Below are 12,769 nucleotides of genomic sequence, written 5' to 3'. Positions count from 1 at the left end.
GAATGGGGTCGCTGCGTCCGCCTTGCGTACCAACCAATCCCCATTCGCCACTCCCTATTCGCTATTCGCCGGAAAATCCCATGGCTAACGTCACCCTGCGCAACGTCCGCAAGACCTATCCCGGCGGCTTCGAGGCCATCAAGGGCGTCGACGTCGATGTCGGCGACGGACAGTTCTGCGTGCTGGTCGGGCCTAGCGGCTGCGGCAAGTCCACGCTGCTGCGCATGGTCGCGGGGCTTGAGACGGTCACCGGCGGCGAGATCGACATCGGCGGCCGAATCGTCAACGGAATCGAGCCCGCCGACCGCGACATCGCGATGGTGTTCCAGAACTACGCGCTCTATCCGCATATGAGCGTCTACAACAACATGGCCTATGGCCTGCGCAACCGCGGCATGGCGGAAGCCGACATCAAGACCCGCGTCGATGAGGCCGCGCGCATCCTCGAGCTCACATCGATGCTGGAGCGCAAGCCGCGCCAGCTCTCCGGCGGCCAGCGCCAGCGCGTCGCGATGGGCCGCGCCATCGTGCGCCAGCCCAAGGTGTTCCTGTTCGACGAGCCGCTGTCCAACCTCGATGCCAAGCTGCGCATCGCGATGCGGGTCGAGATCCGCAAACTGCAGCGCCGGCTCAACACGACGTCGATCTACGTCACCCACGACCAGCTCGAGGCGATGACGCTCGCCGACATTCTCGTGGTGATGAATGGCGGCCAGGTCGAGCAGGTCGGCAATCCCCTCGCGATCTACGAGAAGCCGGCGACGACCTTCGTCGCCTCCTTCATCGGCGCGCCGCCGATGAACCTGATGTCGACGCGACCCGAGGAGATCCGGTCGCAGCTCGCCGGCAACGCGGCGGCCGACGCCGGCATTCTCGGCATCCGCCCGGAAGATTTCGTCATCACCGACCAGACCCCGGACGGTGGCGTCGCCTTGCCGCTCACGGTCGAGGCGATCGAGCGCGTCGGCGCCGAAACCTTCGTCTATGGCTCGCGCGAGCAGGAAGAGCAGCGCGTCGCCGCCACGCCCGGCGAGCTGCCGCCCGGCGAGATCATCGTCCGCATTCCCGGAACCGAGGCGCCCGCCATCGGCGCGAAAATCCGCGTCGCGGCGGTGCGCCAAAAGCTGCACCTTTTCAGCAGCGACGGGCGCACGCGGATCGAGGTCTGACCGGCTTCGGCAGGGCTGATCGATCAAAACTGCGAAAACAACCCCATGCACAGTAGAAGGGGGTTTGTTTTCATTGGGAAATTCAGCGGCAGTTTCGTCATGACCGGGCTTGCCCCAGAACCCTCGTTCTGCTGCGAGGAGAGGTCGTGGATGGCCGGGACAGGCCCGGCCATGACGATCATTGAAGCATCCGCGCGCTGTCTGGGGCCTGCGACGGACAGACATCGCCCATCCACAGCCTCCCCGGCTACGTCCTTGAACCCACAAGGGAACATGCCCATATTGCTGATCAAGGGGTGCCTTGACGGGCCCTGAAACACCAAAGTCGCTTCTGCGAGGACTTTGTAAACTATGTCTCGTGTTCCAACGCTCTCCAGTCCCTTTCTGCTGGGCTTCGACGAGATCGAGCGCGTGCTCGACCGCGTCGTCAAAGGCGCCGACGGCTACCCTCCCTACAATATCGAGAGGTGCGGCGGTTCGGACGGCCAGCCCGAGCGTTTGCGCATCACGCTGGCGGTCGCCGGATTCACCCGCGACCAACTCGATGTAACCATTGAGGAAAACCAGCTCGTGATCCGCGGGCGGCAGCAGGACGACAAGACCCGGCAATACATCCATCGCGGCATCGCCGCGCGCCACTTCCAGCGCACCTTCGTGCTGGCGGAGGGGATGCTGGTGCTGGGTGCGGATCTGAAGAACGGGCTGTTGTCGATCGATCTGGCCCGGCCAGAACCGGAGCGGATCGTTAAGACAATCGCTATCAATGAGCACGAATAATGGAACGAGTAGCGGACTCGACCGCTTAGTGTTCCAAAGGAGTCGAGACCATGAGTGAAGGTCACGTTGCGTTCGAATACGAAGCCAAGAACGTCTCTCCGGAGACGCTGGCAACCCTGGGCGAAGGCCATATCGCCTATGTGAAGCAGATCCGTTCCGAGGACGTGCCGGACCTGTTCCCCGAGGCGCCGAAGATTGCGCCGGGCCTCAAGCTGTTCGCACTCCACGCCGCCGACGGCACGCCGATCATGCTGACCGACAGCCGCGAAGCCGCGGTCGCCAACGCCTGGAGCAACGAGCTGCAAGCGGTGAGCGTGCACTAAAGCGCGCGCGTCGCACGAATAGGGTTTCAAGCGGGCATGCCTTCGCAAGAAGGCGTGCCCGTTTTCATTTGAGACGTGATGTTTTCGCGTCGCCATCGGCAGCCAACGGGAATTCCGCGATGTCCCCGCCGCGTGCGGCAGGGCAATCGCATATTAGATGCGGCTATGGGCACCAACTGTGTCCACGGCGTCATGGCCGGGCTTGTCCCGGCCATCCACGCCTTTTCCGCGCAGCACAAAGAACGTGGATGCCCGGGACAAGCCCGGGCATGACGACCTCTGCAAAATTCGAATGCGATTGCCCTGGCGTGCGGTTGGCGCTTGCGCGCACGAGACCGTCATCAATCCGTGATTTGACATTTCTTTCGCCTTTGTCAAATTTGACAAAATGCAGGCCAAGGCCCCTCCCCAGGACCGGATCCTCGACGCCGCCTTGCGCGTGTTCCGGCGCCACGGCTTCCGCCGCTCCTCGATCGAGCAGGCGGCGGAGGAAGCCGGACTGACGCGGCAGGCGCTCTATCATCACTTCGCCTCCAAGGAGGCGCTGTTTCGTGCCGTGCTCGAGCGAATCTACGCGCAGGGGCTCGCCGCCGAAATCGCGGCGGCGAAGGCGGCGGAAGAAGCGGGCCTGGAGCTTGCCGACATCCTGGTCGCCGAGATCGGCGCGCGAATGCAGTCGCTGCTCGCTTCGCTCAAGGACTCGCCCCATACCGAGGAGCTGTTTTCCGAGCATCTCGCGCAGGCGCGCGACCTCTACCAGAACTATTCCAACCGTTTCGCCGACGAGATCGCAACCACGATCGCGCGGGTGTGCCGCAAGCGAAAGCTCAAGCTCGAAAGCGGCGTCAGCGTGCGCGAGCTCGCGCGCTGCGTCGAGATGGCGATCCACGGCACCAAATCCGCTTTCCCTTCCATGCAGCCGCTCGACGCGTTCCTGAAACAGCTTGAGACCATGCTGCGCATGCTGATCGCCGGCGCGATGGCGCCGTCCGCAAAGAAGTCCCTCCGCAAAACGGGAGTTCGAACATGACCGCCACGACCATCAATGGACGGCCTCTGGCGCTGCCCGACGATCCGGATGCGCTCTTGATCGACGTGATCCGCGACGGCGGCCTCACCGGCACCAAACTCGTCTGCGGCTCCGGCGTCTGCGGCGCTTGCACCGTGCTGCTCGACGGCACGCCCGTCGTGAGCTGCCTGTTGCCGGCGCAGGCCGCCGCCGACAAATCGCTGACGACCATCGAGGGCGTCGGAGCGGCCGGATTGCATCCGGTGCAGAAGGCGTTCATGGCGCACGACGCCCTGCAATGCGGCTTCTGCACGCCCGGCTTCGTCGTCGAAGCCACCGCTTTCCATGACAGCTGGCGCGCGACCAAGGGCGCGGCGGCACCCTCGCGCGAGGAGATTGCCGCCGCGCTGTCGGGACATCTCTGCCGCTGCGGCGCCTATGAAGGCATCTATCGCGCCGTCGCCGAAGCATGCTCGGGCCGCTTCGACGGCATCGAGCCCATCGCGCCGCGGCTGGAAGCCCGCGACAAGGTGACGGGGCTGGCCCGCTACACGGTCGACGTCCACCATGACGGCCAGCTCGAAGGCGTCATCCTGCGCGCGCACGTCGCGCATGCGAGGATCACCGGGCTCGATCTGACGCCGGCGCGCGCCATTGCCGGTGTCGCCGCGGTCGTTCCGCTGCTCGACGATGACAACATGGTCCGCTTCGTCGGCGCGCCGATTGCAGCCGTCGCGGCCAAGGATCGCCGCACCGCACTGAAGGCAATCGCCGCGATCAGCTTCAAGCCCGAGCCCTTGCCCGCCGTGATTGGGCTCGATGCAGCGCGACGCGACGATGCGCCAGTCGTGTTCGATAAGAAGGACCGCAAGCGTGCCGGCAACGTATCCGAGGGCGCCGGCGGCGCTCCGGTGTCGTGGAAGGGCAATGTGCGCGGGCCTTCGGCGCCGTTCTCGCAAAAAGCCAAGCAGGCCAAGAGCTGGCTCGACGAGGCGCGGGCGCAACGCAATCCGCTGCTGGTCGAGGAAACCTTCCGCGTCTCGACGCAACAGCACGCAAGCCTCGAACCACATGCCGCCGTGGCCAGGTTCGATGGTGATCAGCTCACAGTGCACATCTCGACCCAGGCCATTCACGAGAACATGGAGAAGATCGCCAAGCGTTATGGCCTTCCGCACGACAAGGTGCGTGTGATCGCCGATCATGTCGGCGGCGGGTTCGGCTCCAAGGGCAGCGTTGGGCTGGAGACCATCGCCGCGATCGAGCTTGCGCGCGCCGCGAAGGCGCCGGTACGTGTCGCCTTCGATCGTGACGAGGAGCTTTCCGTCGCCGGCTATCGTCCGGCCGCCGAGCTGAAGCTGTCCTTGCTGCCTTCGGCGGAAGGCCGCCTCAAGGCGCTGTCGCTCACCGCCCATGCCGACACCGGCGCCGCCGTGAACTCGCTGATCGCGGGCCTCGCGCGGCTGATCTATCCGGCCGAAGCAAAGGAGCTCGTCGACTTCGACGTGCTCAGCAATTTGCCGCCCGGCGCGCCGTTCCGCGGCCCCGGCGGGCCGCCGATGTCGTTTGCGCTGGAGCAGGCGGTCGACGAAGCGGCGCTGCGCATGAAGGTCGATCCGATTCACCTGCGCAAGCTCTGGGACCCCGATCCCAATCGCCAGCGACTGTACGACTGGGCTGCCGGCCTCGACGTCTGGAAGAGCCGTAAGCCGGCCTCCTCTCAGACCGGCCGCTACCGGCGCGGCGTCGGCGTCGCCACCGGCTACTGGCTCTATCTCTGGCAAACCGGCTCCTCGGTCGAACTCGCGGTCAAGGGCGGCCGTATCGTCGCAAGCTGCGCGGTACAGGATATCGGCACGGGGACGCGCAGCGTGATCGCGAACACCGTCGCGAAGGCGTTCGATCTCGAGCCGCAGGATGTCGAAGTTCGCATCGGCCGCTCCAACCTGCCGCCCGGACCGGGCTCCGGCGGCAGCCGTGTCACCGCTTCGGTGGTGCCGCCGACCTTGCTCGCCATCGATAAGCTGAAAGCGGAGATCAAGCGCACCGCGTCTCGCACACCTGCTCCGGGCTCGAACGCGCCGTGGCGCGAGATGATCGCGGCTTCCCCTGATATCGCCGTGTCGGCGAGACGCCAGGAGGACGGCAAACCGCCGCCCGGCGTCAGGCCCGCGCTGCACGAGGCGGGCATCATGGGCCGGGTGTTCGGGTGGGTGCTCCGTCTGATGAACCACATGGTGGTTGGCGCCGGCGTGCCGAGCTCCGTGCAGGTGATGGAAGTCGAGGTCGATACCTGGCTCGGCCATGTGCGCGTGCTCAACGCCTACACGGGCCTCGCGGTCGGCAAGCTCGCCGCGCCGATGCTGGCGCGAAGCCAGGCTGCAGGCGCGGTGATCCAGGGCATCGGCTACGCGCTCTATGAGGCGCGGGAGACCGATCCTTTGAGCGGCCACATCCTGAGCGGCAGCATGGAGGATTACCGCATTCCGGGAATTGCCGACATGCCGAAACTGGACGTGCATTTCGATGAGGCCGGTTTCGAGCACGTGCCGGGCGGTAGCGTCGGCATCGGCGAAGTCGCCACCGTGCCGACCTCGCCCGCGATCGCCAACGCCATCCGCGATGCGATCGGCGTGAGACTGACCGAAATTCCGTTCCGGCCCGATCGCCTGGTGGCCGCGCTGAAAGGGAGGGATGCAGCATGAGTGTCGCCGTCATGTCAGCCAAGCCCACGCCTGAATTCCGCGCCGGCGGCACCGATTTCAGCGAACGCCGCCGCAGCGGCGTGTCGCAGGGCATGCTGATCGATATCGCGGCCACCGGCGACAAGACGATCACCTGGGATGCCGACGGAGCCGCCCGGATCGGCGCGCTGGCCACCATCGCCACGATCGCGACCGACGCGCGCATCGCCACTGCCTATCCCGGCATTGCGGCGAGCGCGCAAGGCCTCGCCACGCCGCAGGTGCGCCACGTTGCAACGCTCGGCGGCAATCTCGCGCAGCGTTCACGCTGCTGGTATTTCCGCCGGGCCAACATCGATTGCCTGAAGAAAGGCGGCAACACCTGCCCTGCCCGGTCCGGCAATCATCTCTATGGCGTTGCCTTCGATCTCGGCGACTGCGTCGCGCCGCATCCCTCGACCATGGCGGCGGCTCTGCTCGCCTATGATGCGACCATCACCACGGACCGGCGTAGCGGACTGACAATTGCCGGCCTGCTCGGCGACGGCTCGGTCTCGCACGCCGATCATACACTCGCAGCCGGCGAGATGATCACGAGCATTGCGCTTCCTGCTCCGCTCGGGGGCGAGCGCGCTTCCTACAAGCGGGCGATCAGCCGGACCCATGCGGAATGGCCGCTGGTGGAGCTCTGCGCTCGCGTCGTGATCGCCGGCGGCAAGTTCCAGCTCGTGCGTCTCGCTGCCGGCGGCGTCGCGCCCGTGCCGCTTCGCCTCACCGCCGTGGAAGCCCAGCTCAGCGGCAAGATTGCCAATGCGGCATCGATCGCAGAGGCGGCGAAAGCGGCGAGCTCGGGTGCCAAGCCACTGCCGATGACGGCCTACAAGCTCGATCTTCTGCAAGGGCTGGTGCGCGACGTGCTGGAGCGGCTTTCGGACTAGCTGGTATTTGCGCGTGACGTTTTCCGCCCCGTCATTGCGAGGAGCCCGTGACAAAAAATTGCGGAGCAATTTTGCACTGGTGCGACGAAGCAATCCAGACTGCTTCCGCGGAGGGAGTCTGGATTGCTTCGCTGCGGCTCGCAATGACGGAGTGCGATGCTGCAGCGTGCTCAACTCCCATGTCCCGGACGCGCTGCAATGCTCCATAGCGCGTCAAAGACGCGCGTAAACGCGCTTACGGCGTTGCAGCGCAGAGCCGGACCCAGGAAGCCGGGAACTCGCGAAAGCTTCCTGCCTCACCGCCGCGCCGGAATCAGCGCCCGCAGGATCTCCGGCTTCCAGCTCTGGCGCGCGCTGTCGAAGGCCGCGAAATCGTGGTCGAACTGCCAGTAGGCCCAGGCCCAGCCAAGCCGTTCCGCATGTCGTGCCATGAAGGACAGATATCTGGTGCGGGCTTCGGCTGGGGCGGCCTCGTACACGCCGAACTCGCCGAGATAGATCGGGCGCTTTTCCCGTTCCGACCAGATGCGCATCTTCTCGAAATCGGCGCGCGCCTTTGCTTCGTCCTCCGGCGTGCCCCAATCGAGCGGCCCCACCCGCGAAAACGTTTCGGACCACGGGGCGCCCTGATGGGTGAAGCGTAACGGGGCGTAATAGTGAAACGTCACGATCAGGTTTCTGTCATCCGACGGCAGGGACAGGTCCTCGACCGGCATCTCGTCGACGTTGAGAACGGCGGCAATGACGGTCCGCGTGGGGTTGGTGGCGCGGATGATACCGAGACACTCGTTCAAAAGCGCGTTCCAGGCAGTGGACGTCATCTGCCCGCCCGGCTCATTGAGGACCTCGAAGACGAGCTTCGGATATTTTCCGGCGTAGCGCGCGGCGATCTGCGTCCAGAACGCTTTCAGCTTCCCGGTGCACTCGGAGACGTCGCGCTGGCAGACATGGGTATCGTGCTCGTCCAGGATGGGGATGAGCTTTCGGGCGAGCACCTCCTCGATGACCGCATCAAGCCGCCTCAACACCGTTTCATCCAGCAGATTCCCCGGGCCCATGAACTTGAAGCCGAAGAAATTGATGCGAACGTGCGAGAACCCGGCGCGCCTGATCGCAGTGAGGTTATCCAGCCGAAATGGCGCGTTCCGGCCTCCCTCCCAGATGCCGTCGTAACCGAGGATGTTGATGCCGCGTCCCAATTTCGAGGGGGACGGTGCGGTGCCCTGGCCGGCTGCGTCAGCCCGGGATCCGATTGCGAGGACGGCGATCGCCAGAGCCAGACCGAACGCCAGCCGCCAGCGAGCGCAGATCGCCTTCATCCGTTCCTCCTTCATCACTGCAGGGATTGCTGTGGCACCGGCCTGCACACCGCAAAGAAGAATGCGACCAGAAGAACCGACGTGAACATCGTCGAGCGGAGGAACATCGTCTCCGTGAAATTCGATTGGAAACTCAGGACGACGAATCCGATGATGAGGGCGCAATGGCCGCGATCGATCGACCGGGTGGAGATCAAATACTGGACCTTCTCCGAGAACAGATAGACGCTCGCGACGAACAGCACGTATCCCAGGAATCCCGTTTCGATCGCCACCGCGATGTAACCGCTGTGATAATTGTCGAGCACCCAGCCATGGTTCTGGTTGAAATAGTCGTAAATCGCAGGACGCGTCCAGAATCCGTTGATGCCGAAGCCCAGCAGCGGCGCATCGTTGAAATGGCTGATGGCGTACTGCCAAATGAACGTCCGCTCGGTCAAATTGATCGTCGTTTCGCCGAGATGGATGGAATCGTACCCCGTCACGTAGAAATACAGGATCAGCAGGGCGGCCAGGATGCACATGATGAACGGCAGCACCGCGTAGACTCTCATGCAGCGGATCGACCACATCGAGGTAAAGAGCAGTGCTCCGGCGGCAACGGCAACGGCACCGGCGCCACGCGATTCCGAGGCGATGACGCAGGTCGATGCCAACAGGAACATCGAGAGGAAGGCGATCCATCCCTGCCCCGTCATCTTCCGATAGCAGGCAAAGAACATCAGGTAGGCGCTGATGAAGCCGAGCGTCTGCTTCGATTCGTAGATTCCCTGCCACTGGCCATTGTGCATCCAGCTCTGGTCGACGCCGATCTCGGGCACGAACACCGCGCACAAGGCCGAGGCCGCGACCAGTATGAAGAGCCCCAGCGCCGTCGACCCGACGATCTCGTCGATGTCGATCCGCGTGACGAGGCAGTACGCACCGAAGGTCGTCACCGCGAGTGCCGCGCTCTTCATGAACGCCGCGCCGGCGAGGCTGGTCCAGAGAACGGAAACGACGGCAAGAGCATAGAATGCGACCAGCGCGATGAGATCGGGATTGCACTGCACGCGCACGCGCGGACGTACGAAGGCGCTGGCGTAGATCAGGATGATCCACATCAAGAGCGCTACGGCCTGTTGCACATAGCTCCACTCTGCGCGAAGCAGCGCGGGATTGAAGACGCCCATCGACGCGATCACGTTGACGGTGATCGAAATGCGGATCACGTTTCTGGCAAGCGTTTCCACGCCGACCCCGCGCGCTTTCCAGATCGCGCTGTCGTATGCCTCGGAATCCGCCACGGTGTGCAGGCTGGCCATGAGCGACCTTCCCGAGGCACGGTTAATAATTGCTTACCGCGCAGCGCGACCGCGTTCGCGGACGGGGTTGCCTCGGGCGTTGGGTTTCAGTTTCAACCGGGGCGGCTGACCCAGCACGCCCGGGAGCGCGCCCTAAGCCGCGGTCGCCGGCGGCAGGGCCAGCACCGAATAGATCGCCTCGGCGTCGCGCGAGGCGCGGAGCTTCTTGGCGATGTCCTGGTCGCGGAGCAGGCGGGCGATGCGGGCGAGCGCCTTGAGGTGATCGGCGCCGGCGCCTTCGGGGGCGAGCAGCAGGAAGACGAGATCGACCGGCTGACCGTCCATCGCCTCGAAATCGATCGGGCGGTCGAGGCGCGCGAACAGGCCGAAGATCTTTTCCAGCTTGGGCAGCTTGCCGTGCGGAATGGCGACGCCGTAGCCGACTGCGGTGGTGCCGAGCTTCTCCCGCTGCAGCAGCACCTCGAACACCGCGCGCTCGTTCTGCCCGGTCAGCTCGGCGGCCTTGGCTGCGAGCTCCTGCAAGGCCTGCTTCTTGCTGTTGACCTTCAATGCCGGGAGAATCGCCTCGGGTGCGACCAGATCGGTAATCGGCATGGAGGGTTTCCGAGGTGAATTAAACCGTCAGGTTCCGATTTGGCCAACTTGATAGACCAAGCTGAGCCGGCGTCAATAACATGAAGCAGGAGGCGCACTTAGCCCCGGTCGAGATGTGGGGGGCTTCTACTCCAACGCAATCCCGGTGCCAACTCCCGCGTGTGGCTTTGCCACCGTCAATGTTAAGGGCCGGAATGGTACGGTCCCCGAATCCGGGCCTAGCCCTGCGACTGGCCGTCCACTTTCGTTCCCGGCGGGTCAATCCAGCCCACATTGCCGTCCGCCCGGCGGTAAATGATGTTCACCCGGCCTGACGAGCCATGCTGGAATACCATGCAGGGCGCCCCGCTGAGGTCGAGTTCCATGACCGCTTCGCTGACCGAGAGCCGCTTCAGCGCCGTGGTTTGCTCCGCGATAATGACCGGACTGTAGCCGGTGACTTCCTCTTCGCCCTCTCCGGGCGCTTCCAGCACGTAAGCCGTGGCGTCGAGCGCAGCCATCGCTTCGGAGGCGACATGGGCCTTGCGCGCAGAGCGGTCCTTGAGCCGGTTCTTGTAGCGCCGCAGCCGCTTCTCGATCATCAGCAGCGCCTGGTCGGCGCTGGCATAGGCATCCGGTGCGTTCGAATCGGCCTCCAGCGTGATTCCCGAATCGAGATGCAGGGCGCAATCGGTGCGGAAACCGAAACCGTCCTTGCTCAGCGTGATGTGGCCGGAATAGTTGCCGTCGAAATACTTGCGCAGCACCTCGTCGGTGCGGTCGGCGACGCGGCCGCGCAGGGCCTCGCCGACGCTGATGCTCTTTCCCGAAATCCGGAGAGTCATTGGATGCCTCGCTTGGTTTGTCGCCCCAGTTGCGATGACGAATCATCGCAGCTGAAGTCGCTCCCGACGCACGATCGACGCGCAAACGTATTCCGCGTATGTCGCGAGGAGAACCGCTGCACATCTTGCCGGATCATGCGCATGCCTGGATCGGTCTCGCAGGGAAGACGAGAGTAGCGCGATTTCGCGCCAGCGCAATCAGGCCGGCTCGGTGTTGCGGGAGCGATCGGACAATGCGGTGGAGAGAACGTTACCAAGGGCGCTCTGCTTGTCGCGGCGGCGTTGCACCGAGGAGGGTATGCGCATGGCTTCGCGGTACTTCGCGACCGTGCGGCGGGCAATATCAATGCCCGAGGCGCGCAAGCGTTCCACGATGGTGTCATCCGACAGGATCGCGGAGGGCTCCTCCGAATCGATCAGCTGCTTGATGTGGTGACGCACGGCTTCGGCCGAATGCGCCTCGCCGCCGTCGGCCGAGGCGATCGAGGCCGTGAAGAAATATTTCAGCTCGAATGTGCCACGATTGGTCGCCATGTACTTGTTGGCGGTGACGCGCGACACCGTGGATTCATGCATCTGGATGGCATCGGCGACGGCCTTCAGATTGAGCGGCCGCAGGTGCGCCACGCCATGGGTGAAGAAGCCGTCCTGCTGGCGCACGATCTCGGTTGCAACTTTCAGGATGGTGCGGGCGCGCTGGTCGAGCGCGCGCACGAGCCAGGTCGCGTTCTGAAGCGCGTCCGTGAAATAGGACTTGTCGCCGTCCTTGCCGACCTTCTTCGACAGCTCGGAATAGTAGGTCTGGTTGACCAGCACACGCGGCAAGGTGTCGCTGTTGAGCTCGACATGCCAGCCGCCGTCGGGACCCGGACGGACATAGACATCGGGCACCATGGTCTGCAGGCGCGCCGAGCCGAACTTCATGCCGGGCTTGGGATTGAGGCGGCGGATCTCGCCGATCATGTCGGCGATGTCCTCGTCGTCGACGCCGCAGATCTTGCGCAAGGCAACGATGTCGCGCTTGGCAAGCAGATCGAGATGCTCGACCAGGGCCTGCATCGCGGGGTCGTAGCGGTCGAGCTCGCGGAGCTGGATCGCCAGGCATTCGCTCAGATTGCGCGCGCAGACGCCGGGCGGATCGAATTTCTGCAGCACGGCGAGGACGCCTTCGACGTCGGCTTGCGATGCGCCGAGACGCTCGACGGCCTGGCCGAGATCGGCCGGCAGATAGCCGGCCTCGTCGACGAGGTCGATCAGGTACTGGCCGATCATGCGCTGGGCGGGTGCGGCGAAGGCGACCGCGAGCTGCTCGGCGAGATGGTCGGACAACGTCGTCTCGGCCGCGACAAAAGCTTCGAGATTGTAGTCTTCGGTCCCAGAGGCACCGCCGCCCCATTCGGTATAGGTGGTCGGCGCGGCGTCCTGGGCGTTGCGCGCCGCGGCCTCGGCGGGCTCCTCGGAGAAGACGTTGTCCAGGCCCGTATCCAGGGTCTGCTCGATCTCGGCGCGGGTGCCGAGATCCTTGCTCATCCATTCTTCCTGGCCCGGCTCGAAACCCTCGGCGCCGCCGCCGAAGCCGTCCTCGCCCTGACCATCGCCTCGACCGTCGGAATCGCCGTAACTCCCGGCCTCGGCCGGTGCCTCTCCCGCCGGGCCCTCGTCACTGGCCCGTTCCAGCAGCGGATTGCGCTCGAGCTCCTCTTCCACGAACGTCGTGAGATCGAGATTGGACAATTGCAGCAGCTTGATCGCCTGCATCAGCTGCGGCGTCATGACCAGCGACTGCGACTGCCGGAACTCTAGTCTCTGCGTGAGCGCCATGAAGCAA

At 64.7% G+C, this 12,769-nt stretch carries 12 protein-coding genes; 6 read left to right on the top strand and 6 right to left on the bottom strand.

The features are described 5' to 3' along the window. Positions 1 to 80: 80 nt before the first annotated feature. Positions 81 to 1,169, top strand: a complete 1,089-nt coding sequence (locus IVB23_RS21380) for a sn-glycerol-3-phosphate import ATP-binding protein UgpC (RefSeq protein ID WP_061879966.1) — start codon at positions 81 to 83, stop codon at positions 1,167 to 1,169. 23 nt (positions 1,170 to 1,192) lie between these two features. On the opposite strand, the gene IVB23_RS21375 is transcribed toward IVB23_RS21380, so the two are convergent. Further along, positions 1,193 to 1,351 carry a hypothetical protein gene (locus IVB23_RS21375; protein WP_247799894.1) on the bottom strand — a complete coding sequence of 53 codons (159 nt, stop codon included), beginning with the start codon at positions 1,349 to 1,351 and terminating at the stop codon, positions 1,193 to 1,195. Positions 1,352 to 1,520: 169 nt separating this feature from the next. Here IVB23_RS21375 and IVB23_RS21370 point away from each other — a divergent pair, with 169 nt between their 5' ends. From IVB23_RS21370 to IVB23_RS21350, 5 genes are all read left to right on the top strand, one after another. After that, positions 1,521 to 1,946 carry an Hsp20 family protein gene (locus IVB23_RS21370; RefSeq protein WP_035704151.1) on the top strand — a complete coding sequence of 142 codons (426 nt, stop codon included), beginning with the start codon at positions 1,521 to 1,523 and terminating at the stop codon, positions 1,944 to 1,946. A gap of 50 nt (positions 1,947 to 1,996) precedes the next feature. Further along, positions 1,997 to 2,269 carry a DUF1150 domain-containing protein gene (locus IVB23_RS21365; RefSeq protein WP_018645064.1) on the top strand — a complete coding sequence of 91 codons (273 nt, stop codon included), beginning with the start codon at positions 1,997 to 1,999 and terminating at the stop codon, positions 2,267 to 2,269. Between the two features lie 388 nt (positions 2,270 to 2,657). Then, positions 2,658 to 3,299: a TetR/AcrR family transcriptional regulator gene (locus tag IVB23_RS21360; RefSeq protein WP_061879968.1), complete on the top strand. Its 642-nt coding sequence runs from the start codon at positions 2,658 to 2,660 to the stop codon at positions 3,297 to 3,299. After that, complete coding sequence (locus IVB23_RS21355) at positions 3,296 to 5,983, top strand: molybdopterin-dependent oxidoreductase (protein WP_061879969.1); 2,688 nt, start codon at positions 3,296 to 3,298, stop codon at positions 5,981 to 5,983. Before IVB23_RS21360 ends, IVB23_RS21355 begins: the two co-directional genes overlap by 4 nt. Next, on the top strand, positions 5,980 to 6,900 hold the full coding sequence (locus IVB23_RS21350; RefSeq protein WP_061879970.1) for an FAD binding domain-containing protein: 921 nt from the start codon (positions 5,980 to 5,982) through the stop codon (positions 6,898 to 6,900). Before IVB23_RS21355 ends, IVB23_RS21350 begins: the two co-directional genes overlap by 4 nt. Positions 6,901 to 7,196: 296 nt before the next feature. Here the strand turns inward: IVB23_RS21350 and IVB23_RS21345 are convergent, their stop codons facing one another. The 5 genes from IVB23_RS21345 to rpoN all read right to left on the bottom strand — a co-directional run bounded on the left by IVB23_RS21345 (position 7,197) and on the right by rpoN (position 12,762). Further along, complete coding sequence (locus IVB23_RS21345; RefSeq protein ID WP_247799893.1) at positions 7,197 to 8,219, bottom strand: glycoside hydrolase family 5 protein; 1,023 nt, start codon at positions 8,217 to 8,219, stop codon at positions 7,197 to 7,199. 14 nt (positions 8,220 to 8,233) lie between these two features. Further along, complete coding sequence (locus IVB23_RS21340; protein ID WP_061879971.1) at positions 8,234 to 9,523, bottom strand: O-antigen ligase family protein; 1,290 nt, start codon at positions 9,521 to 9,523, stop codon at positions 8,234 to 8,236. Between the two features lie 132 nt (positions 9,524 to 9,655). Further along, on the bottom strand, positions 9,656 to 10,117 hold the full coding sequence (gene ptsN, locus IVB23_RS21335; RefSeq protein ID WP_061879972.1) for a PTS IIA-like nitrogen regulatory protein PtsN: 462 nt from the start codon (positions 10,115 to 10,117) through the stop codon (positions 9,656 to 9,658). Between the two features lie 218 nt (positions 10,118 to 10,335). After that, positions 10,336 to 10,941, bottom strand: a complete 606-nt coding sequence (gene raiA / locus IVB23_RS21330; protein WP_061879973.1) for a ribosome-associated translation inhibitor RaiA — start codon at positions 10,939 to 10,941, stop codon at positions 10,336 to 10,338. Between the two features lie 198 nt (positions 10,942 to 11,139). Further along, on the bottom strand, positions 11,140 to 12,762 hold the full coding sequence (gene rpoN / locus IVB23_RS21325) for an RNA polymerase factor sigma-54 (RefSeq protein WP_247799892.1): 1,623 nt from the start codon (positions 12,760 to 12,762) through the stop codon (positions 11,140 to 11,142). Positions 12,763 to 12,769: the final 7 nt, after the last annotated feature.

It is taken from the genome of Bradyrhizobium sp. 191 (genome assembly GCF_023100985.1).
Classification (GTDB): Bacteria; Pseudomonadota; Alphaproteobacteria; order Rhizobiales; family Xanthobacteraceae; genus Bradyrhizobium; species Bradyrhizobium diversitatis.
Note: the sequence above shows the minus strand (reverse complement) of the source record. Positions and strands in the feature narration are given on the sequence as shown.